The sequence below is a fragment of the Antribacter sp. NEAU-D49 genome, assembly GCF_057158775.1.
Map to the genome: position 1 here is coordinate 167,614 of NZ_JBXTSN010000002.1, position 20,707 is coordinate 188,320.

Here is a 20,707-nt window from a genome sequence, read left to right on the forward strand (position 1 = left end):
GTCCCAGCATCACCCCGTGAACTTGCGTCCGAAAAGTCCTTTTGCGCACTCTCTTCTGTGGACATCGGTCGAGGAGGGGGCGACATGGGGATGGCGAACGTGTGGTGCGGGGCGGCACGGAGCGGCACCCGGTGAGCGGGGGCCCGCCGGTCGCGATCGGCTACGTCGGCTCCGCTGACGGCGCCGAGGTGACCCGCCAGCGGGAACGCCTTGAGCGCTATGCGTCCGACGAAGGGCTGACCCTGGCGGCCACGCTCGCGGACCTGCGCGACGTGGCGACGCTGAGCGAGATCGCCGAGCTTGTACGGCAGCACGACGCGGCGCGCGTCCTGATGCACGCCGACGCGCCGCTCTCGGTCTACGAGAACGCGATCGCGCGCGTGGTGGGTGCCACGGGAGCCGTCTGCACGGTGGTGGCGTAGCTCCCGACGTGCACGGACCCCCTTTCCGGGTGAAGGTGTCGGGCGGTGCTCGAAGGGAGACGCGGTGGGCCTGGAGATCACGCGGGCGGAGACCTTCCAGCGCCGCGAGTGGCGCTTCGAGCGGATCGGCTGGGTGCTGCTGACGCTCTTCGTCGCGGCGGGCCTGGCCGGGCTGCTCGGCGCGGGCCCGCTGAGCGACACCACGCGGGAGAGCCCGGGCGGGCTCGTGGACGTGAGCTACGCCCGGGTGACCCACTTCGAGGCCGACGACGCGCTGTCGATCCGGCTCGCGCCGGACGCGGTCGAGCAGGACACCGTGACCGTGACGCTCGCCGGTTCCTGGTTGTCCGGCGTCGACCTCCAGGGAGTCTCCCCGCAGCCGAGCGAGGAACGGCTCACGGACGACGGCGTGGTCTACGAGTTCGATGTCGAGGACCCGGGCGACCTCACGGTGTCGGTCAGCTTCCGCGCCCAGGACGTGGGTGCGCTCACTGCGGACGTGTCGGTCGGCGCGGACACCGTGACCGTGACCCAGCTCGTCCTGCCCTAGCTCCTGCCAGCGTTCCCCCTGCCGAAGGAGGCCACCCCATGGATGCCGTGCTCCGCGCCGTGGCGATCTACCTCGTCCTGCTGCTCCTGTTCCGGCTCGTCGGCAAGCGGGCGCTGTCCCAGGTGACCACCTTCGACTTCGTCATCCTGCTCATCGTCGGCGAGGCCACGCAGCAGGCGCTGCTCGGGGAGGACTTCTCCATCACCCATGCCGCGCTCGTCATCGGCACGCTCCTGCTCCTCGAGCGCGGTGCCGACTTCCTCACCTGGCGGTTCCCCCGCCTCCAGCGGGTCGCGGAGAGCGTGCCCCTCGTGGTGGTCGAGAACGGCCGGGTGCTGCACGAGGTCCTGCGCAAGGAGCACCTGTCCGTGGACGACGTCCTCGCGGCCGCGCGCGAAAGCCAGGGCCTGGAGCGCCTGGACCAGATCAAGTGGGCCGTGCTCGAGACCTCCGGCGGCATCAGCGTGGTGCCGAAGGCTCACGCGGCGGAGGGCTGAGCGGCGGACGCGGCCCCCGCGGCCGGTGGCCTGCTCGCGGTCCGGCCCCCGGGCCCGCCCGCCCGGAACGAGTACCAGAGCAGCCAGCCGATCATCCAGAGCTCGCCGACGGTGGCGACGTAGGCCAGCAGGTCACCGACCACGGCGGCCCCGGGCGCCAGGTACGTGACGAACGTGCTCGCGACGTAGCCGACGCCGCCGGCGATCACGAGCAGCCCGAGCGCACGCGGCATCCCCGAGCGCAGGGCCAGGATCCCCATCGGGACGAGCCACAGGCCGAAGAAGAGCGCGCCGACGCCCCAGAAGCTTCCGCCGAGCACGTAGAGCACCTGGACTGCACCTCCGGCGTCGACCGCGCCCGCCGGGGCCAGCGCGGTGTCGAGGGCCGCGGCAAGGCAGGCCGCGCTGCCGAGGATCGCGACGGCGTTGACCATCCCGAACGCCGCCAGGGCGCCAGCGGCGAACGTGTCGGTGCGGCGGAACAGCCGGTAGAACCACAGCGCCACGAGGGCCTGGACGGCGACCAGGGTGAGCTCCGAGGCGATGCCGGCGCGGGCCAGGCCCTCGTTCGCGAGGAGGTGGTCGAGCGTGGCCGCGGCGCTGGACGGGTCGAACAGCAGCGGTCGGATCACGAGGAAGCCGGGGACGGCCACCACGGCCATCGCCAGGTAGAGCAGCCCGGTGGTGCGGGCGGTGCGGGGGTCGAGCGAGGTCGGTTCCATGGGAGGTCCTCTCGGGATGAGCCTTACAGCGTAAGGCTGACCATACGACGTAAGGTGGTGGCGAGGGAAGGGGAGGGCCGGATGAAGGCCGAGCAGCCGGGCGCGGTGCGCGGGCGGACGCAGCGCGCGCCGCTGAGCAGGGAACGCGTCCTCACGACAGCCGCGGGGATCGCGGACGCCGAAGGCCTCCCCGCGGTGACGATGCGGCGCCTCGCGGCGGACCTGGGCGTCGAGGCCATGTCGCTCTACCACCACCTGCCCGGCAAGGGCGGCCTGCTCGACGGCCTGGTGGAGGTGGTCGCCGGCGAGATCGCCGAGGCTGCCGGTGCAGCGGCCGGCGCCCTCGGCGCGGGGGGAGGGGGGTGGCGCCCCGTCGTCCGGGCGCGCATCCTCGCGGCCCGCTCGGTGATGCTCCGGCACCCGTGGGCGCCCGGGCTGATCGCCTCCCGGCCGAGCATCCCCGCCCCCGTGTTCCTCCTCTACGAGGAGGTGCTCGGGGCCATGGTCCGCGGCGGCTGCTCGTACCGCCTGGCCCACCGGGCGATGCACTCGCTCGGCAGCATGGTGCTGGGCTTCGCGCAGGAGCTCTTCAGCCCCGCGGCCGCGGGTGGTGACCTGGAGCCGGAGCGGGCCGAGGCCGAGCTCGCCGCCATGGCCGAGGCCCTGCCGTACACGACGGCGATGGTGGCGAGCGAGCTGCACGACGCCGACGACCCGACCCTGGGCTGGTGCGACGGTCAGACGGAGTTCGAGTTCACGCTGGACCTGCTCCTGGACGGCCTGGCGCGCGCGGAGTGAGGGCGGCGGTGGGTGGCCCGGGTGTGCCGGGCGTCTGCGCCATGCCCGTTGCCGTTTGGATTGTTGACGTTAACAGCCAGAGATGTTGACGTTAACATCCGCCATGCCACAGGATGGTCTCGACTATCCGGGCGGGCCTCGCACTGACGCGGCGCCCGCAGATTCCCAACGGCGGGAGCTGGCAGATGCGCAAGTTGTCCCCTCGAAGGTCGCTCGCGGCCGTGGCCCTCAGCGGTCTTGTGGCAGGGCTCGCGGGCGGCGTGCCCCCAGGTGCCGCGGCGGAGCCGAGCGGCCCGGTCCCCGTGACGGTGACCCCCAACCCGTCCTACCGCGCGAGCGAGCCGTTCCAGGGCTGGGGCACCAGCCTCGTCTGGTTCGCCAACGCCACGGGCGGCTATCCCGCGGAGGTGCGGGAGGAGCTGTACCAGAAGGTCTTCGGCGAGGAGGGCCTCAACCTCAACATCGCGCGCTACAACGTGGGCGGTGGCAACGCCACGGACGTGGACGACTCCTACCTGCGCAAGGGTGGCGCCGTCGAAGGCTGGTGGCAGCCCGACCTGGACGGCGACGGCGACACGGACGAGGCGGTCCGGGCGAACGTCGACGCGTACCGGGAGGCGTGGGACGCCGACGACGACGCGTCCTACGACCTCACCGCCGACGCGACCCAGCGCTGGTGGGTGGACCGCCTGGTCCAGGACGACCGGATCACCCACTGGGAGGCGTTCAGCAACACGCCCCCGTGGTTCATGACTCCCAACGCGTACGCCACCGGGGGGTTCGACCCGAACACCGACCAGCTCCGGCAGGACAGCATCGACCAGTTCGCGGGCTACCTGGTGAGGGTGGTCGAGGAGCTGGAGGCGGCCCACGGCATCGAGATCGACACCGTCGACCCCATGAACGAGCCCAACACGAACTACTGGGGCACGCGCCTGAACCCGGACGGCTCGCTCGCGTGCTGCCGCCAGGAGGGCGCGCACCTGTCGCCCGCCCTCCAGGCGCAGGTCATCGAGGCGCTCGACGCCCGGCTGGCCGCGTCCGCCACGGACGCCCGCATCTCGTCGCCGGACGAGACCAACCCCGGGACCTTCGTGGCCGACTGGAACGGCTGGAGCCCGGCGGCGCGCGAGGCGGTGGACCAGCTCAACGTCCACACCTACGGCACCGGGGACCGGGTCCGCGTCCGCGACATCGCCAAGACGTCCGGCAAGCCGCTCTGGATGAGCGAGGTCGAGGGTGACTTCAGCGGCGTGGACGGGCTGGATCTCACCAACATGGACAACGGCCTGGGTATGGCCGGGCGCATCGTCGACGACCTGCGCGAGCTCGAGCCCACCGCCTGGGTGTTCTGGCAGCCCGTCGAGGACCTGTGGAACATGGAGGTCACCGAGACCGCCAACTGGGGCAGCGTCTACATCGACTTCGACTGCGACGCGGACGGCAACTCGGAGCGCCGGCTCGCCGCCGGCTATGCGGACCCGTCGTGCCAGGTCATGACGAACGCGAAGTACAACACGGTGCGGAACTTCACCCACTACATCCACCCGGGCGACTTCTCGGTCGCCGTGGACGACCCCGCCACCACCGCCTTCGTCCGTGGCGACGGCAGCGGCGCGACGCTGGTGCACGTCAACAGCGCCACGACGGAGCAGGACGTCACGCTCGACCTCTCGCGCTTCGGCAGCACGGCAGGCGCCACGGTCACGCCCGTGGTGACCACCCGTCCCACCGCCGAGGACCTCGAGGCGAACGCTCTGGTCGAGGGCGACCCGGTCGCCGTCGGCCCGGACGGGACGGCCACGCTGCGCGTGCCGGCCAAGTCCGTCGTCACCTTCCTGGTGGACGGCGTCTCGGGGGTGGCCGACGACGCCGCGCCCGCCGACGGCACGCCGTACCTGCTGCGCGGGTCCGGGAGCGGCCGCATGCTGACCAGCCACGACGTCGCGCCCGCGACCACGATCGAGAACCTGGCGTCGGCGCCCGGGACCGGCGAGCCGGGTACCAACCCGGCCGACCGGCAGACCTGGACGCTGCACACGCTCTCGGGCGCGGGCACCAACGAGCGGACCGTGGCCGTCACGGACGGCACGGGCAGGTTCCTCGCGTCGACGTCGGGCCACGGCACGGCGCTCGTCGCGTCCGACGTCGGCACCGCCGCGGCCACGCCCGCCCAGCAGTGGATCCTCAACACCACCGACGGCGTGCGGTACTCGCTGCTGAGTGTGGCCACCACCGAACAGCTCGACATCAACGGCGAGGGCACGGTCGCCGGGACCGGCGTCGGCACCTGGGCGAGCAGCACCGGGGCGCACCAGGCCTGGACGTTCCAGGGCACGGAGCTCCAGGGGGTCGACGACGTCCAGGCCGAGACCCCGCTCGGCACGCCGCCGGCGCTTCCGGCCACCGTGGTGCCGCGATACGACTGGGGCGCCGGCACGCCGGTCCCCGTCACGTGGGACCTGCCCGCGACGTGGGGTACGGCAGGCACGGTGACCGTCGCGGGGACGGGCGTCGACGTGTTCGGCACGCCGTTCGAGGCCGTGGCCCGCGTGGACGTGGGCGACTTCGCGATCACCGACCCGGCCACGGTGCACGGGTACGTCGGGGCGGACCCCGCGACCGTCGTGGCCGCTGCCCCGGCCGGCGTCCCCGCCCACGTCGGGACGAGCCCGCGCACGTTCGACGTGCCGGTCGTGTGGGACTGGTCCGCCGCGGGCGACCTCACCGCCGCCACCGGCGTCGTCACCGTGCCGGGCACCGCCACCACGCGCAGCGGCGAGCTGCCCGCCACGCTCTCGGTCGTGGTCACCGAGCCCACCACGGCGAACGTGGCCCTCGCACCGACCACCACGGCGTCGGCCTCGTACACGGAGCCCGGCTACCCCGTGGACCGCACGAGGAACGGCCTCACCAGCGACAAGGGCTGGTCGAACTGGCGGTCCGGCCCGCTGCGGCCCCAGGACACGCTGACCTACGACCTGGGTGCGCCGCAGGACCTCGACGCCGCGCGGATCTTCTTCTACGCGGACGGCTCGCACCCGTCCTGGGCGCGCGCCTACACGGCCGAGTACCGGGCTGCCGACGGGACCTGGGTGCCGGTGAGCTCCGCGCCGGTCGAGGTGCCGCCGTCGAGCGGCGCCACGCCCGTCGCTGTCGACCTGTCCGGGATCCGCACGGACGCCGTCCGCTTCGTCCTCCTGCCCACCCTGCGGGCCGACGGCTCACCCGTGCACCTCGTCGTCGCCGAGGTGGAGATCGATGCGCTCGCCCCGAGCCCGTCGGGCGTGGCCGGGCTGGCCGACCTGCGCGTGGGCGGTGTTCCGCTGGCGCACCAGGACGCGGACCGCGAGCAGTACACGGTGCGGCTCCGCGGCGGGGCGCCCGTGCCGGACGTGGCGGCCTACCCGGTGGACACCGCGGCGGACGTGACGGTCGAGCAGGCGCCCCCGCTCGGTGACCGGGGGACGAGCGTGGCCCGCGTGACGGTCACGTCGCCCGACGGGGAGGTGACCCTGGTGCGGACGGTCCGGTTCGTGCGGACACCGACCTCCTGAGGCCGCACGGAGCGGCGACCCGGCAGCTGTTCCCCGTCCCGGCCCGGGACGGGGAACAGGTGCCTGCGGGGGTTCGCCTGGATCAGGCTTCCAAGAGTTGCTGGGCGCGCTGGTAGGAGATCTGGAGGACCGTGCCGATCTCACGAACGGACAGCCCTTCCTCACGGAGGGACCGGGCCGCTGCTCGGCGTTCTGCGGCTGCCTGAGCGTTGGCACGAGCAGCCTGCTCACGAAGCGCCTTTGCGCGATCCAGGTGCTGGCGCAACGCCTCCGACAAGACCGGCACGAGGTCGATCTCGATCGTGTCCTCCGCCTCGCCGGTCACAAACGAGATGGCTTCGCGCATGTACTCCTCGGCCTGTGTCAGCCGGGCCACCTCCGAGAGTGCGCCAGGCGCTTCAACCGCTTGGAGGACCCAGCGACGTGTTCCGCGTTCTGCCGTCACGGTGTACCTGGTCACTTCCACCACCCCACTCAAGACCTGCCTCTTTGGCGGCAACGCGTAGCCGCTTGATCACCTGTGCCCGCTTCATCACCCTAGTCTAGGGCGGGGTTGCGAGTCTAGTCATGTGCGGACTAGACGAGTCGGGCATCAGCCCCCGTGGATCCTGCCTGTCGTCTCCGACAGGGGCCGGGCCGTCGCGCCCGTCCGGGCGGCGACGATCTCCGCCGCGATGCTGATCGCCGTCTCGTCGGGCGTGCGCGCACCCAGGTCCAGGCCGATCGGGCTGCGCAGCCGGGCCAGGGCCGCCGGCGGCACGCCGTCCTCCACGAGGCGGGCGGCCCGCTCGTCGTGCGTGCGTCGCGACCCCATGGCGCCCACGTAGGTGCCCGGGGGCAGCCCGGTGAGCGCCACCCGGAGCAGCGGCACGTCGAACTTCGGGTCGTGGGTGAGCACGCAGACCGCCGTGGACGCGTCGACCCGCCCGCCCGCGAGCTCCGCCTCGAGATAGCGGTGCGGCCAGTCCACGACCACCTCGTCGGCGTCGGGGAAGCGGGCGGCCGTGGCGAAGATCGGCCGGGCGTCGCAGACGGTGACGCGGTAGCCGAGCAGCCGGCCGGCGCGGCACATCGCCGCGGCGAAGTCGATCGCGCCGAACACGAGCAGCCGCGGCGGCGGCGCGAACGACTGCACGAGCACCAGCACGCCCGTCCCGAGCCGCTCCCCGCCCGGCCCGTACTCACGCAGGATGGTCGCGCCCGCTGCCAGGTGCCCGACGGCGTCCTCGGCCACCACCGCGTCCAGCGCCGGGTCCCCCAGGCTGCCGTCCGTGTCGGCGCCGCGGCCGGGCGCGGGCCGGACGGTCAGCCGCCGTCCCACGGTTCTCGCCGCCGGGGAGGCCACGACCGTGGCGACGGCGACGGGAGAGGCGACCCGTCCGTCGTCGGGCAGCAGGTCCGTGACGAGGGCCGGGAAGGCGGGCCACGTGTTGCGCGAGAACGGGGTGACCAGGATCTCGATGGTGCCGCCGCAGGTGAGGCCCACGTCCAGGGCGGACGCGTCGGAGACGCCGTAGCGGGCCAGGACGGGGACGCCCGTCTCGGAGACCTCGAGGCAGAGGTCGTAGACGGCGCCCTCGACGCAGCCGCCGGAGACGGAGCCGGCCACGTCGCCGCCCGGGCCCACGGCCATCGCCGCTCCTGCGGGCCGGGGCGCCGAGGAGAAGGTGCGGACCACGGTCGCGAGCGCGCCGCGCTCCCCGGTGTGCCACCAGGCGAGGAGGGAGGGGAGGAGGTCCCGCATCGACCCATTGTGCGCCGGGCGTGTCACGGGAGGGTGTCGTGCGGGTGACGCCGGGGCGTGCCCGCGCTCTTGGCATGGTCGGGCCACATAGTGAATCCTTTCACTGTGACCTCTCACGCCCCCTCCGACGTCGTCGACGACGACCGTCCCCTCCGCTCCGTCCTGCGGCTGCTCGCCCGGCACCGTGGCCGGGTCGCCGCAGCCGTCGGCTTCTTCGCCCTCAAGGACATCCCCCTGTGGCTGATGCCGGTCATCACGGGCAAGGTGATCGACGTGGTCGTGGCCGGCGGGCCGCTGCGCGAGCTCTGGCTGTGGGCGGCCGTGGCGCTCGTCGCCCTGCTGCAGAACTACCCGAACCACGTGCTCTACACGAAGTACTTCATGGGCGTGGTGCGCCGCACGGGCGCCGACCTCCGCAACGCGCTCGCCGCCCGTCTCCAGGCGTTGTCGATCGGGTTCCACACTCGGATGTCGTCGTCGATCATCCAGACCAAGGTGGTGCGCGACGTCGAGAACATCGAGACGATGCTCCAGCAGGCGACCCACCCGCTGCTGTCGGCCACGATGGTGGTGACCGGCGCGGTGGTGACCACGGCGTTCACCGTGCCCCAGTTCCTCCCCGTCTACGCGCTCACCGTCCCCCTCGCGGCGCTGCTCCGGTACCTGCTCGCACGCCGCTCGCGCGAGCGGAACGAGACGTTCCGGCGCGAGGTCGAGCAGTTCGCGGCCCGGGTGGGCGAGATGGCCACGCTCATGCCGGTGACGCGCGCGCACGGGCTCGAGGCCGAGGCCACCCAGCGGGTGGCGTCGGGCGCGGAGGGCGTGCGTAGCGCCGGGTACGAGCTGGACGTGCTCAACGGGCGCTTCGCCTCGATGTCGTGGGTGGGGCTGCAGCTGCTCGGCACCGGCTGCCTCGTCGCGGCCGCGGCGGGGTCGCTGACCGGGATCGTCCCGGTGTCCCCGGGCGAGGTGGTGCTGCTCTCGTCGTTCTTCGCGCTCATCACCAGCGGTGTCACCCAGGTGCTCATGCTGATCCCGGTCATCGCCCGCGGCACCGAGTCGGTGCGCTCGATCGCCGAGGTGCTCACCGAGCCGGACCTCGAGGAGAACGCGGGCAAGGCGCCCGTCGACCGGGTGGGCGGCCGCATCACGTTCGACGCGGTGGGCTTCCGCTATCCGGAGGCGGACGCGCCCGCTCTGGAGGACGTCCGGATCGACGTCGAGCCGGGCGAGACCGTCGCGTTCGTGGGGCCGTCCGGGTCGGGCAAGTCCACGATGCTCAACCTCGCGCTCGGCTTCCTGCGCCCGACGTCGGGGCGGCTCCTGCTCGACGGCACCGACGCCACCACCATCGACCTGCGCACCTACCGCCGGCACGTCTCGGTGGTGCCGCAGGAGTCGGTCCTCTTCGAGGGCTCCGTGCGCGACAACATCACGTACGGGCTGGGCGACGTGCCGGACGACCGGGTCCGCCGGGCGCTCGCCGACGCGAACGTGCTCGACGTCGTCGAGGCGCTGCCCGACGGCTGGCACACCACCGTGGGGGAGCGGGGCGCGAAGCTCTCGGGCGGCCAGCGGCAGCGGCTCGCGATCGCGCGGGCCCTGGTCCGGGACCCGCGGGTGCTCCTGCTCGACGAGGCCACCTCCGCGCTCGACCCGGAGGCCGAGACCCTGGTGCGTCAGGCCCTCGACCGGCTCCGTCGTGGCCGGACCACGCTCGTCGTCGCGCACCGGCTGTCGACCATCCGGTCGGCCGACCGCATCGTGGTGCTCGACCGGGGGCGCGTGGTGGAGGTGGGGTCGCACGACGAGCTCGTCGCCGCCGGAGGCCGCTACGCGGGGCTGGTGCGGGCCCAGCGACTCTAGGCCGAGAGGCGCATGATGGAGGTGTCCCGGGTCGCGACGATGCGAGGGAGGCACCGACATGAAGGCAGCAGTGGGCGACCGGATCGTGACCGCGTCGGGAGTGGTCGGCGGTGCGGTGCGTGACGGGGTGATCACCGAGTGCCGCGGGCCGGACGGCTCGCCGCCGTACCGGGTGCGGTGGTCCGACTCGGGCGAGGAGACGCTGATCTTCCCCGGGTCGGACACGATCGTGCAGGGCGCGGCGCCCGAGGCTGCCGCGCCGGAGGGTGGCGTGCCGCAGGGCGCCGCGCCCGGGGCTGCCGCGCCCGGGGCCGGCGAGGGCGCCCGCCGTCGCACCCTGACGTGGCACGTCGAGGTGACGCTCGTCGAGAGCGCCGGCAGCACGTCGGCCGAGGCCACGGTGGTGGGTCCGCCGCAGACGCTCCGGGCCGTGGGCCACGCGCGCAAGGCGCCGGAGGACGCCGAGGTGCCCGTGATCGGCGACGAGCTCGCGGCCGGCCGGGCGCTGCGCCGTCTGGCCGACAGGCTCCTGGAGGTGGCCGAGAAGGAGGTCTCGTCCTCGGTGGGGCACCGCGCGCACGTGCACGGCTGACCGGTGCACGGCTGACCGGTTCACGCGGCGAGGATCGCCGTGCCGTACGTGAGCAGGACCGCCGTGGCGAGGGCGACGAGCCAGGCTGCGACGAGGAGGTCCAGGGCGGACGAGCGCACGAACGAGAGCGCCCAGGCCTGCAGGCGACGGGGCCAGAAGAGGTTGTCCTCGAGGATGTTCCAGTGGAGCATCGACGCGAAGACGAGCGTCGTGGTGACGGTGATGGTGAGGCACCAGGGGCAGAGCGCCCCGATCCGGAACATGGACTCCCCGAAGAGCCAGTAGGCGAACCCGACGCCCAGCAGGTAGACGGTCTGGGCGGCGGTCATGAACCAGCGCGGGAACCGGACGCCGGCGAGGCTCGCGACGGCGACCGTGATGACTACCGGCTCGGCGACCAGCCCGAGGAACGCGTTCGGGAAGCCGAAGACCGAGGCCTGCCACGCCTGAGCGACGGCGCCGCAGCTCACCACGGCGTTGACGTCGCAGGCGAGCGCCGTCCCGGGGTCGGCGGCGAGCCGCACGGCGTCCACGGACAGGACGAACGCGGCTGTCAGGCTGACCAGCGCCCCCACGAGCATCTCGCCGAAGAGCCACCCTCGGGAGTGGAGCAGCCCGCGTGGGCGCGGCGGCATGAGGACCATCGGGGACCTCCTTCCGCGACAATTCTAGTCGCTGTGGTTTGACCACAGGTCGCAGGATGGGATGGCGTAGCGCACACCGCTACGGCAGGGTGAGCACCATGACGCAGAACCCGGCCACGACGCCCGCTTCCTCCCTCCTCGTCCCGGCCGGGGCCCACGTCCTCGGGAACCCCGGCGCGCCGGTCACGATCGTCGAGTTCGCCGACCTCGAGTGCCCGTGGTGCCGCGACACGGCGCCCGTGCTGCACGAGGCGGTGGAGCGGTCGGAGGGCCAGGTCAGGCTCGTGTGGCGGCACTTCCCGCTGTTCTCGGTGCACCCGCACGCCCTGACGGCGGCGCTCGCCGCCGAGGTGGCCGGTGCCTCCGGGCTGTTCTGGGAGATGGAGCAGCGCCTCTTCGCCCACCAGGACCGGCTGACCGACGCCGACCTCGTGGAGCACGCCGCAGCCGTGGGCGTGCCCGACCCCGGCTCGGTGGTGGGCGACGCCGCCCAGTCCAGTGCTGACGTGGTGCGCCGGGACTACGCCGACGGCCTGGCCGCAGGCGTGGAGGGCACGCCCACCGTGTTCGTCAACGGCGTGCGCTGCCGGGGCAGGGTCACGAAGGACCGTCTCCAGGAGGCGGTGGCGAAGGCGCTCGCTGAGGGCTGAGCGCCGGCGCGCTCGCCTCGGGCGCGTGCCACGGCCCGAGCGGCAGCTCGGCCGGCAGACCGTCCGCGGGGGAGCAGAGCGGCCAGCGTTCGCCGAGCAGGCGCAGCACCACGGAGCCGAGCACCGCGGCGACCAGCGAGCCGGCCAGGATGCCGATCTTGGCCTGCTCCTTGAGCGGCCCGTCGTCGAACGCGAGGTCCGCCACGAAGAGCGAGATCGTGAAGCCGATGCCCGCGAGCATCGCGCCGCCCAGCAGGTGGCTGTACCGGACCCGGCCCGGCAGGTCGCCCAGCCCGGCACGCAGCGCGATCGCTGCCGCCCCGAAGATCCCGAGCGCGTTGCCCAGCACGAGCGCCACCGCGGCGCCGATCGTCACCGGCGAGCTGACCGCGGCCCGCAGCGTCTCCCCGTCGAGGTGCACGCCCGCGTTGGCCAGGCCGAACAGCGGCACCACCAGGAACGCGCTCCACGGGTGCAGCACCCGCTGGAGCCGGTCGCCGGTGGGCACCGCGGCCCGGGCGGCGAGCTCGGTGAGGTGACTGCGCTCCGCGGTCGTCTCCAGAGCCAGGCGGCGGGCGTACAGCTTCACGGCCCGGACGTCGTCGGGCTCGGCGGGGCGCGCGGGGATGAGGAGGCCGAGCAGGACGCCGGCCAGCGTGGCGTGCACCCCGGACGCGTGCACCGCCACCCAGAGCGCCACGCCCGCGGCCACGTACGGGCCCACCTGCCAGACGCCCAGCCAGCGGAGCGCGACGATCGCAGCCACGATCAGCCCCGAGGCGACGAGGCCCGGGACGCTGACCTCCTCGGTGTAGAAGAGGGCCATGACGGTGATGGCGCCGATGTCGTCCACGACGGCGAGCGTCAGGAGGAACAGGCGCAGCTGGTCCGGGCAGCGCGGCCCGAACAGCGCGAGCACCCCCACGAGGAACGCGGTGTCCGTGGACATCACGATGCCCCAGCCGTGGGCGGCCGGCGTACCCCAGTTGAAGACGAGGTAGACGAGCGCCGGCACCACCAGCCCCCCGAGGGCGCCGAGCGCGGGCACCGCGACCGACCGCATGTTCCGCAGCTCGCCGGTGGTGACCTCACGGTTGATCTCGAGGCCGATCACCAGGAAGAACACCGCCATCGCGGCGTCGTTGACCCACTGGTGCAGGTCCATGGAGAAGCCCCAGCCGCCGACCTGGAGCCCGGCCTCGGTGTGCCACAGGGCGTCGTAGCTGCCCGCCCACGCCGTGTTCGCCCACACCAGCGCCACCAGCGCCGCGGCGAGCAGCAGCATGGCGCCGCCCGCCTCGGTGGCGAGGAACGCCCGCACGGACGGCGCGACAGGTCGCAGCGCGACGCGCAACGGCGGCCCCGGGCGGGTCAGCGCGGGAGCGTCGATCCCCACGGACGAGTCGGTCACGGATGGACTCCTCACTGTCGGTCACAGCGTCACGCACGCTGCCGGTCCGGGCAAGCGCCGAGGGGATCGTGCCACGGGATGTAGGTTCGGGGGCGTGAGCGATCGCGTGGACGTGGAGCAGCACCGGCAGGACGTGGCGGAGGTGCTGGCAGGGCTCGGCCCACGGCCCGCCGAGCTCGTGCCCGTCTCCGCGGCCCTGCTCGGCCGGGTCCTGGTGAGCGACGTCACGGCTCCCGGCCCGCTGCCACGCTTCCGCAACTCGCAGATGGACGGCTTCGCCGTGCGGGCGGCCGACGTCGCGGGCGCCACCGCGGAGGCCCCCGTCGCGCTCCCCGTCACCGGTGAGGTCGCGGCCGCACCCGGCGAACCCCCGCCGCTCGCCCCCGGGACCGCCGTACGGATCATGACCGGGGCGCCCGTACCGGCCGGGGCCGATGCCGTGGTCCCGGTCGAGGACACCGACGCGCGAACGTTCAACCAGCCGGCCGCCGAGCACAGCGTCCGGATCCTCCGCGGCCGAGAACCGGGCGAGTACGTCCGCGAGGCGGGCTCCGACGTCGCCCCGGGTGACCTCGTCCTCGCCGCCGGCACCGTCCTGGCGCCGCACCACGTGGCCGCCGCGGCAGCGTGCGGCCTCGGTGACCTCCCCGTCCGCGCCGCCGTCCGCGTGGCGATCCTCTCCACCGGCAGTGAGCTCGTGGCCCCGGGGGAGCCCGCTGGGCCCGGCCAGGTCTGGGACGCCAACACGGCGGCGCTCGCCGCAGCGGTGACCGACGCCGGCGCCGTCGTCGTCGCGACCCGGCGCACCGGTGACGGCCCCGCCGAGCTCCGGGCCGCGCTGGCCGCCGCGACCGCCGCCGGCGCGGAGCTCGTGATCACGTCCGGGGGCGTCAGCCAGGGCGCGTACGAGGTGGTCAAGGAGGCGCTGGCGGGCGTCGCGTTCCGTTCCGTCGCCATGCAGCCGGGCGGCCCCCAGGGGCTCGGGGTCGTGGACGGCACGCCCGTCCTCACCTTCCCGGGCAACCCGGTGAGCGCGCAGGTGTCGTTCGTGGTGCTCGTCCGGGACGCGTTGCGCGGCCTCGCGGGCCTGTCGCCCGTCCCACGCCCCCAGGCCACGCTGACCGACGCCGTCGCCTCCCCCGCGGGCAGGCGCCAGTTCCTCCGGGGCCGCCTCCGCCTCCCCGCCGAGACGGTGACCTCGTCGGACGAGGTCACCGTCTCGGTGGGAGGCGGTCGCCGAGACGGTGACCTCGTCCGACGGAGCCACTGTCTCGTCGAGGTGGTCGGGGGCGCCGGGTCGCACCTCGTCGCCTCCATGGCCGCGGCGGACGTCCTGATCGACGTCCCTGCCGGGACGACGCTGCTGGAGGCAGGAGATCAGGTGACGGTGTGGCCGTTGCACAGCGAGAGGTGGGGATGATGACCGAGGTGAGCTCCGGCGTCGGGCAGACGGGCGAGACCGTGACCCGGGTGACGCAGGACGTGCTCGACGACGCGACCGCGCGGGCCGTCGAGGCCGCTGTGGCGGCGCCCGAGTGCGGCGCGGTGGTGACCTTCCGCGGCGTGGTGCGGGACCTGGACGGCGGCCGCGACGTGACGAGCCTCGACTACGAGGCGCACCCCGACGCGACGGCGGTGCTGCTCCGCGTGTGCGCCGACGTCGCCGCCGAGACGGGGCTGCGGGTGGCCGCGGCGCACCGGTTCGGGCACCTGGTCGTGGGCGACGTGGCGCTGGTCGCCTCCGCCTCGGCGGGGCACCGGGCGGAGGCGTTCGCCGCCTGCTCCCTGCTCGTCGAGCGGATCAAGGCCGAGGTGCCGATCTGGAAGAAGCAGCAGTTCACCGACGGCGAGTCGGAGTGGGTAGGGCTGTAGCGGCGCCTCAGCGGCGCTCGGCCGCCGGCTCGGCCTCGGCCTCGGCCTGCGGCGGGGTGACGGCGATCGCCGCCAGCGAGCGGCGTGCGCTCGGGATGGCCAGCACCCCGAGCACCACGACGACGAGCAGGGAACCCGCCACCACGAGGAGCGACTCGACCGACACCTGGTCGGCGAGGGGTCCGAAGACGAGCATGCTCAGCGGCATCGCCACCGTCATCACGATCCCGACGAACCCGAAGACCCGCCCCAGCATCTCCGGCTCGACGGTCTCCTGCAGGATGGTCATCGAGGTCGTGGTCAACGGCGTGAAGGCGACGCCGATGCAGAACCCCAGGACGAAGAACACCCACATGTTGGTCGAGAGGCCGAGGCCGACCGTCAGCAGGCCCGCCGCCACCACCGACCCGACGATCATGACCATGCGGTTCCGCAGCCCGCCCCAGACGGCGAGCACCAGGCCGCCGGCGAGCATCCCGCCGGCCCAGAAGATCTCGTTCGCGGTGAGCTTCCACACCTCGTCGCCGAAGGTCCGGGTCACCATGAGCGGCGTGAGGTACGACGGCGCGCCGATCAGCACCATGACCGTCGCCAGCAGACCCATCAGCCAGCGCACCGGCGCGTGGCCGCCCACGTACCGGACCCCGGCCACCAGGTCGTCGAAGTAGCCGGCGCGCTCGCCGCCGTCGTCGGACCGGACCACCTTGGCGACCGGGACGAGCAGCAGGAGGCCGATCCCGAGAAGGGCGGTGACGACGTCCACCAGGAACACGCCCACCAGCGACAGGTTGGCGTAGATGGCCGCGGCGAGCGCCGGCGCGAGCAGCATCATGCCCGACTGGATGGCCTGGTTGAGCCCGTTGAGCCGCATGAGCGTGCGCTGCGGGGCGATCTGCGGAAGCAGGGCGCCGACGGCGGGCGTCTGGATCCCGGCGAAGGTGGACCGCACCGCGAGGGCGACGTAGACCACCCACAGGTCGTCGACGCCCGAGAGCATCAGGAGCGCCAGGGCGAGGGTGGTGGTCGCGATGGCAGCGTCGGCCCCGACGATGAGGAGCTTGCGGTTGTGCCGGTCCGCCCACACGCCGCCGAAGATCGAGACGAACGCCTGCGGCAGCATGCCGAAGACGATGCTCAGGGCCAGCACGGCACCCGACCTGGTCTCGATCGTCAGGTGCCACATCACCGCGAACTGGACCAGCATGGAGCCGAGCAGGGAGGCGGTCTGGCCGGCGAGGAACAGGGTGACGTCGCGGCGCCAGCCGGGCCGGTCGGCCTCCTCGGGCGCGGGCTCGCCGGGCGCGGTGTCCTGGTCGACGAGGTCCGGGTCGTTGTCGCTCACCGGTCGATCATCGCAAGCGCTCCCCTCGGCGCGCACCGTGAATTCCGGTCAGCCTGGCCGGCGGTTCAGTCGGGCCGGCGGGTCACCCGGGTCACGGCCGCCGCGATCCGCGGGAACGACTGGGGGAGCGACCGCGTCAGCGTGAGCGTCCGCGTGGCCCCGGCGCGCTTGAACGTGTGCAGCCGGTCGGCGACGGACCGGTGCGAGGCCGAGCGGTGCGGGGGCCAGGGGACGTCGGGCCACGACAGGTCGGGCGCCGAGAGGCGCGGCGTGGGCAGCCGCGTAATGACGCCTGACGTGAGCTGCTGGAGCTGGACCAGGCGGCGGGCGCGGTCGGGGAGGGGCAGCACGTCGAGGCTGCGGTGGAACGCCTCGGCGCAGGCACGCCACGAGAAGCGCTCCGCGTACTCGCGGGTGCGGTCGCGGTCGCACGCGAGGGCGCGGAGGGCAGCCTCGCGGAGGTCGTGAGAGACGGCGCCCGCGCCCGACCCGGGGATGAGGTCTCGCGGTCCCGGCGCGTCGAAGCCCGCGACCGGCGTGCCGGAGGCCATCGCCTCGAGGATGACCAGCCCGAACGTGTCGGTGCGGCTCGGGAAGACGAGCACGTCGGCGTCGGCGAAGTGCCGTGCGAGGTCGTGGCCGGAGCGGGAGCCCCGGAAGTGGACCCCCGGGAAGCGGTGCTGGAGGTCGGCGCGTGCCGGGCCGTCACCCACCACGACCTTGGACCCGGGCAGGTCGAGCGCGCAGAACGCCTCGACGTTCTTCTCCACGGCCAGCCGGCCGACGTACGCGAACACCGGCCCGGGCAGCCCGCGGTAGACGCCGCCGTCGGCGCCGCGGTTGCGCGGGTGGAACACGTCGGTGTCGACGCCGAGGCTCCACGGGGCGATGTTCTGGAAGCGGCGCTCGGTGAGCTGCTCGCGCATGGTCGGCGTGGTGACGAGCACCCGGCCGGACGACGCGTGGAACCGGCGCATGTACTCGTACCCCGCCCACAGCGGCACCCACGACCAGCGGGCCGTCACGTACTCCGGGAACTGCGTGTGGTAGCTGGTCGTGAACGGGAAGCCGTAGTGCAGGCAGACGTTGCGGGCGGTCCAGCCGAGCGGCCCCTCGGTGGCGATGTGGACGGCGTCGGGGGCGAAGTCGAGGAAGCGCCGCTCGATGTCGGTCCGCGCCCGGACGGGGACCCGGATCTCGGAGTAGGTGATGAGGGGGACGGTCCGGAAGCCGTCGGCGGGGGTGACGACCTCGACCTCGCAGCCCATCTGGCGCAGCTCGGCGACCATGCGGCCGAGAGCGCGCGCGACGCCGTTGACCTGGGGCGCCCAGGTGTCGGTGACGATCATGATGCGGCGAGGGCCGGAGGGCCGCGGTCGCGCGGGGCCGGAGGGTGCGTCGAGGGTCTCAGTCACAGCGGTCAACCTGGATCGTTGCACGAGGCGGTCGGGCGGCACGCCGCCGGGTGCGACGTTCGGCTCGATTCTGACACGAATCACCCGTTGTGTGTCAGCCGCCGATCGCGCCCATCGTGCGGGCCGTCTCGGCGAACGCGTCCGGCGCGAGCTCGGCCGCGTCGCTGCCGTGCGCTCGGGGCTTGGCCCACATGGCGCCGCGCCAGGCGTCGGCGACCTCCTCGTCGGTGGCGCCGCCGCGCAGCAGCCCGCGCAGGTCGGTCTCCTGGTCGCCGAAGAGGCACGACCGCACGGTGCCCTCCGCCGTGAGCCGCGTCCGGTCGCAGCTGCCGCAGAAGGACCGCGTCACCGACGCGATGATCCCCACGGTGGCCGGTCCGCCGTCGACCAGCCACTCCTCGGCGGGCGCCGACGGGTCCTCCCGCCCGGCCTCCGTGAGGGTGAAGCGGGTGCGCAGCCGCTCCAGCAGGTCGTCCGCGCTGACGAGGGCTGCGCGTGCCCAGGTCTTCTCGGCGTCGAGCGGCATCTCCTCGATGAACCGCAGGTGGCACCCGTGCTCCACGGCCCACGCCAGCAGGTCGGGCGCGCCGTCGAGCGTCTGCGGCAGGAGCACCGCGTTGAGCTTGACCGGGGCGAGGCCGGCGTCGAGGGCCGCGCGGATGCCCGTGAGCGTGTCGTCGAGCCGGTCGCGGCGGGTCAGGGTGCGAAACGCTGCCCGGTCCACCGTGTCGAGGGAGACGTTCACGCGGTCCAGCCCGGCCGCCACGAGCGCGGCGGCCCGCTTGTCGAGGCCCAGGGCGTTGCTGGTCATGGCGAGCCGCACGGTGCCCGACGGCGGTCGCTCGCCCTCGGTGCGCGGGTCGCCGGCGGTGGTGCTCGCCAGGGCCGCGTCCGCCGCCGCTCGCGAGGCCGCGACGATGTCGACCAGGTCGCGCCGCATGAGCGGCTCCCCGCCGGTGAAGCGCACGTCCCGGATGCCGAGCCGGACGCCGATGCCGACGAGCCTCCCGATCTCAGCGGGTGTCAGGAGCTCGTCGCGCGGCACCAGCGGCAGGCCCTCGGCGGGCATGCAGTACGTGCAGCGCAGCGAGCAGGCGGTGGTGACGGAGACCCGCAGGTCGCGGGCGACCCGGCCGTACCGGTCCACGAGGAACGGGGTGTCGGGCCGAGGGCGGGTGGGCGCCGTCGTCGGCCCGGGCCCCGGGCGCGCCGACGGACGCAACGTGGGGATACCGAGTCCGACCGCGGTCATGCCGTGAGCCTACCCACGGCCCGCCGGGCCGGGAACGGGCGTCCACCGGGTCAGGTCGGCTCGGCCTCCGCGAGCGCCCTCGCCTGCTCCGCGGCGTCGGCCTCCGCCTGGGCGATGGCCTTGTCGGTGACGATGAGCAGGCCGAGGCCGGTGAGCGCGGAGATGATCGTGGCGACCCAGAAGACGGCGATCAGGCCGTACGCCTCGCCGACCAGGCCGCCCACCAGCGCGCCGACGGGCATGGTGCCCCAGGCGAGCAGGCGGTAGCAGCTGTTCATCCGGCCGAGCAGCCGGTCGGGCGTGACCTGCTGGCGCAGCGACACGGCGATGACGTTCCAGACCATGACGCCGGCACCGGACAGGGCCCAGACCGCGCCGATGACCCAGGCGTTCGGGGTGAGGATCGGCACCGCGACCATGGCGGTGAAGGTGATGACGCCGAGCCCGAGCGACCAGGCACGGCCGATCGCCTTGGACAGCGACGCGGCGAAGAAGGAGCCCGCGACCGCGCCGACGGCGGTGGTGGTGTTGAGGAGGCCGTACCCGACGTCGGTCAGGCCCATCGGAGAGTCCTCGCCCACGGCGTAGAGGACGAAGACGGAGAAGGCTGCGCTCGACGCGAAGTTCGAGGTGCCGGTCATGATCGCCAGCGTGCGCAGCACCCGGTGGCCTGCGAGGTAGCGCAGCCCTTCGGCGATGTCGCTCCGCAGGCTCGTGGCGGGGCCGGTGCGTTCCACGCGGAACCGGCCGGGGATCCAGGCCAGGGCGAGGAACGCGAGCGCCCAGAGGGCGGCGGGGGCGCCGACGGCGATCGCGACGCCGGCACCGAGGAGCAGGCCGCCCAGCGGCGGGCCCACGAACTGGTTCGCCACGGTCTCGGCGCCGTAGAGCCGGGAGTTTGCGGTGGTCAGCGCCGACCGGTCGACGACCTGCGGCAGGATCGACTGCGCGGTCGTGTCGTACAGGACCTCGGCCACACCCAGGACGAAGCCGGCGACGTAGAGCACCCAGATGGACCCGAGGTCGGTCAGCAGCGTGAGCGCCAGCAGCCCGGCGACGAGGCCGCGGGTCCCGTTGGCGAGGAGCATCGCGACCCGGCGGTCCACCCGGTCGGCGAGGGCGCCCGCGGGCAGGGCGAACACGAGCCACGGCAGCGCCATCGCGACGCCGAGGGCACCGATGAGCAGCGGCGAGTCCGTGAGGCGCACCGCGACGAGGGGGATGGCGACCTTGAGCACGCCGTCGGCCAGGTTGGAGAGCAGCGACGCGGACCAGAGCTTGGCGAACGAGGCGCCCAGGCGCGGTCGGGTCTCGGGCGGCGTGACGTCGGTCATGGAGCCGATCGTAGCGAGTGATTGAGAAAGTTCAAATGA

At 73.6% G+C, this 20,707-nt stretch carries 19 protein-coding genes; 10 read left to right on the forward strand and 9 right to left on the reverse strand.

From position 1 onward, the window contains the following. The first annotated feature begins 131 nt into the window (after positions 1–131). The 3 genes from AC060K_RS02475 (at position 132) to AC060K_RS02485 (ending at position 1,469) form a co-directional block, all read left to right on the forward strand. Complete coding sequence (locus tag AC060K_RS02475; protein ID WP_483763864.1) at positions 132–422, forward strand: hypothetical protein; 291 nt, start codon at positions 132–134, stop codon at positions 420–422. Between the two features lie 64 nt (positions 423–486). After that, positions 487–972, forward strand: a complete 486-nt coding sequence (locus AC060K_RS02480) for a hypothetical protein (protein ID WP_483763865.1) — start codon at positions 487–489, stop codon at positions 970–972. A 38-nt stretch (positions 973–1,010) separates the two neighbouring features. Further along, the gene (locus tag AC060K_RS02485; protein ID WP_483763866.1) at positions 1,011–1,469 is read left to right on the forward strand and encodes a DUF421 domain-containing protein; all 459 of its coding nucleotides are present in this window, start codon (positions 1,011–1,013) and stop codon (positions 1,467–1,469) included. Here the strand turns inward: AC060K_RS02485 and AC060K_RS02490 are convergent. Further along, positions 1,451–2,191 carry a DUF4386 domain-containing protein gene (locus tag AC060K_RS02490; protein ID WP_483763867.1) on the reverse strand — a complete coding sequence of 247 codons (741 nt, stop codon included), beginning with the start codon at positions 2,189–2,191 and terminating at the stop codon, positions 1,451–1,453. The two genes, AC060K_RS02485 and AC060K_RS02490, sit on opposite strands and share 19 nt — an antisense overlap. Before the next feature lie 81 nt (positions 2,192–2,272). On the opposite strand from AC060K_RS02490, the gene AC060K_RS02495 reads away from it, so the two are divergent. Beyond that, complete coding sequence (locus AC060K_RS02495) at positions 2,273–2,989, forward strand: TetR/AcrR family transcriptional regulator (protein ID WP_483763868.1); 717 nt, start codon at positions 2,273–2,275, stop codon at positions 2,987–2,989. 185 nt (positions 2,990–3,174) lie between these two features. Then, positions 3,175–6,546, forward strand: a complete 3,372-nt coding sequence (locus AC060K_RS02500; protein WP_483763869.1) for a glycoside hydrolase — start codon at positions 3,175–3,177, stop codon at positions 6,544–6,546. An 82-nt stretch (positions 6,547–6,628) separates the two neighbouring features. Here AC060K_RS02500 and AC060K_RS02505 read toward each other — a convergent pair whose 3' ends face one another. Both AC060K_RS02505 and AC060K_RS02510 read right to left on the reverse strand, forming a co-directional pair. Next, complete coding sequence (locus AC060K_RS02505) at positions 6,629–7,012, reverse strand: hypothetical protein (protein ID WP_483763870.1); 384 nt, start codon at positions 7,010–7,012, stop codon at positions 6,629–6,631. 126 nt (positions 7,013–7,138) lie between these two features. Then, entirely contained in the window at positions 7,139–8,290 is a 1,152-nt protein-coding gene (locus tag AC060K_RS02510) for an XdhC family protein (RefSeq protein WP_483763871.1), read from the reverse strand. A gap of 105 nt (positions 8,291–8,395) precedes the next feature. Here AC060K_RS02510 and AC060K_RS02515 point away from each other — a divergent pair, with 105 nt between their 5' ends. Together AC060K_RS02515 and AC060K_RS02520 are read left to right on the forward strand one after the other, a co-directional pair. After that, positions 8,396–10,156, forward strand: a complete 1,761-nt coding sequence (locus AC060K_RS02515) for an ABC transporter ATP-binding protein (protein WP_483763872.1) — start codon at positions 8,396–8,398, stop codon at positions 10,154–10,156. A 58-nt stretch (positions 10,157–10,214) separates the two neighbouring features. Continuing rightward, positions 10,215–10,748 carry a dsRBD fold-containing protein gene (locus tag AC060K_RS02520; protein ID WP_483763873.1) on the forward strand — a complete coding sequence of 178 codons (534 nt, stop codon included), beginning with the start codon at positions 10,215–10,217 and terminating at the stop codon, positions 10,746–10,748. Positions 10,749–10,768: 20 nt separating this feature from the next. Here AC060K_RS02520 and AC060K_RS02525 read toward each other — a convergent pair whose 3' ends face one another. Continuing rightward, positions 10,769–11,392, reverse strand: coding sequence for a vitamin K epoxide reductase family protein (locus AC060K_RS02525; protein WP_483763874.1), 624 nt, complete (start codon positions 11,390–11,392; stop codon positions 10,769–10,771). A gap of 98 nt (positions 11,393–11,490) precedes the next feature. On the opposite strand from AC060K_RS02525, the gene AC060K_RS02530 reads away from it, so the two are divergent. Next, positions 11,491–12,042, forward strand: coding sequence for a DsbA family protein (locus AC060K_RS02530; protein WP_483763875.1), 552 nt, complete (start codon positions 11,491–11,493; stop codon positions 12,040–12,042). On the opposite strand, the gene nhaA is transcribed toward AC060K_RS02530, so the two are convergent. Further along, entirely contained in the window at positions 11,990–13,453 is a 1,464-nt protein-coding gene (gene nhaA, locus AC060K_RS02535; protein WP_483763876.1) for a Na+/H+ antiporter NhaA, read from the reverse strand. The two genes, AC060K_RS02530 and nhaA, sit on opposite strands and share 53 nt — an antisense overlap. A 94-nt stretch (positions 13,454–13,547) precedes the next feature. Here nhaA and AC060K_RS02540 point away from each other — a divergent pair, with 94 nt between their 5' ends. Together AC060K_RS02540 and AC060K_RS02545 are read left to right on the forward strand one after the other, a co-directional pair. Next, complete coding sequence (locus tag AC060K_RS02540; protein WP_483763877.1) at positions 13,548–14,873, forward strand: molybdopterin molybdotransferase MoeA; 1,326 nt, start codon at positions 13,548–13,550, stop codon at positions 14,871–14,873. Next, positions 14,873–15,325, forward strand: coding sequence for a molybdenum cofactor biosynthesis protein MoaE (locus tag AC060K_RS02545; RefSeq protein WP_483763878.1), 453 nt, complete (start codon positions 14,873–14,875; stop codon positions 15,323–15,325). Before AC060K_RS02540 ends, AC060K_RS02545 begins: the two co-directional genes overlap by 1 nt. A 7-nt stretch (positions 15,326–15,332) precedes the next feature. Here the strand turns inward: AC060K_RS02545 and AC060K_RS02550 are convergent, their stop codons facing one another. The 4 genes from AC060K_RS02550 to AC060K_RS02565 form a co-directional block, all read right to left on the reverse strand. Beyond that, positions 15,333–16,667, reverse strand: coding sequence for an MFS transporter (locus AC060K_RS02550; RefSeq protein ID WP_483763879.1), 1,335 nt, complete (start codon positions 16,665–16,667; stop codon positions 15,333–15,335). Positions 16,668–16,732: 65 nt separating this feature from the next. After that, positions 16,733–18,082 carry a glycosyltransferase family 4 protein gene (locus AC060K_RS02555; protein ID WP_483763880.1) on the reverse strand — a complete coding sequence of 450 codons (1,350 nt, stop codon included), beginning with the start codon at positions 18,080–18,082 and terminating at the stop codon, positions 16,733–16,735. Between the two features lie 94 nt (positions 18,083–18,176). Continuing rightward, positions 18,177–19,334, reverse strand: coding sequence for a GTP 3',8-cyclase MoaA (locus tag AC060K_RS02560; RefSeq protein ID WP_483763881.1), 1,158 nt, complete (start codon positions 19,332–19,334; stop codon positions 18,177–18,179). Positions 19,335–19,384: 50 nt separating this feature from the next. Then, entirely contained in the window at positions 19,385–20,668 is a 1,284-nt protein-coding gene (locus AC060K_RS02565; protein ID WP_483763882.1) for an MFS transporter, read from the reverse strand. Between the last annotated feature and the right edge of the window lie 39 nt (positions 20,669–20,707).

Excerpts from the sequence above, each read along its gene's own strand:
- AC060K_RS02485 (WP_483763866.1), top strand. The coding sequence starts at position 1,011 with ATGGATGCCGTGCTCCGCGCCGTGGCGATCTACCTCGTCCTGCTGCTC.
- AC060K_RS02490 (WP_483763867.1), bottom strand. The coding sequence starts at position 2,191 with ATGGAACCGACCTCGCTCGACCCCCGCACCGCCCGCACCACCGGGCTG.
- AC060K_RS02495 (WP_483763868.1), top strand. The coding sequence starts at position 2,273 with ATGAAGGCCGAGCAGCCGGGCGCGGTGCGCGGGCGGACGCAGCGCGCG.
- AC060K_RS02500 (WP_483763869.1), top strand. The coding sequence starts at position 3,175 with ATGCGCAAGTTGTCCCCTCGAAGGTCGCTCGCGGCCGTGGCCCTCAGC.
- AC060K_RS02510 (WP_483763871.1), bottom strand. The coding sequence starts at position 8,290 with ATGCGGGACCTCCTCCCCTCCCTCCTCGCCTGGTGGCACACCGGGGAG.
- AC060K_RS02520 (WP_483763873.1), top strand. The coding sequence starts at position 10,215 with ATGAAGGCAGCAGTGGGCGACCGGATCGTGACCGCGTCGGGAGTGGTC.
- AC060K_RS02525 (WP_483763874.1), bottom strand. The coding sequence starts at position 11,392 with ATGGTCCTCATGCCGCCGCGCCCACGCGGGCTGCTCCACTCCCGAGGG.
- AC060K_RS02530 (WP_483763875.1), top strand. The coding sequence starts at position 11,491 with ATGACGCAGAACCCGGCCACGACGCCCGCTTCCTCCCTCCTCGTCCCG.
- AC060K_RS02545 (WP_483763878.1), top strand. The coding sequence starts at position 14,873 with ATGACCGAGGTGAGCTCCGGCGTCGGGCAGACGGGCGAGACCGTGACC.
- AC060K_RS02560 (WP_483763881.1), bottom strand. The coding sequence starts at position 19,334 with ATGACCGCGGTCGGACTCGGTATCCCCACGTTGCGTCCGTCGGCGCGC.
- AC060K_RS02565 (WP_483763882.1), bottom strand. The coding sequence starts at position 20,668 with ATGACCGACGTCACGCCGCCCGAGACCCGACCGCGCCTGGGCGCCTCG.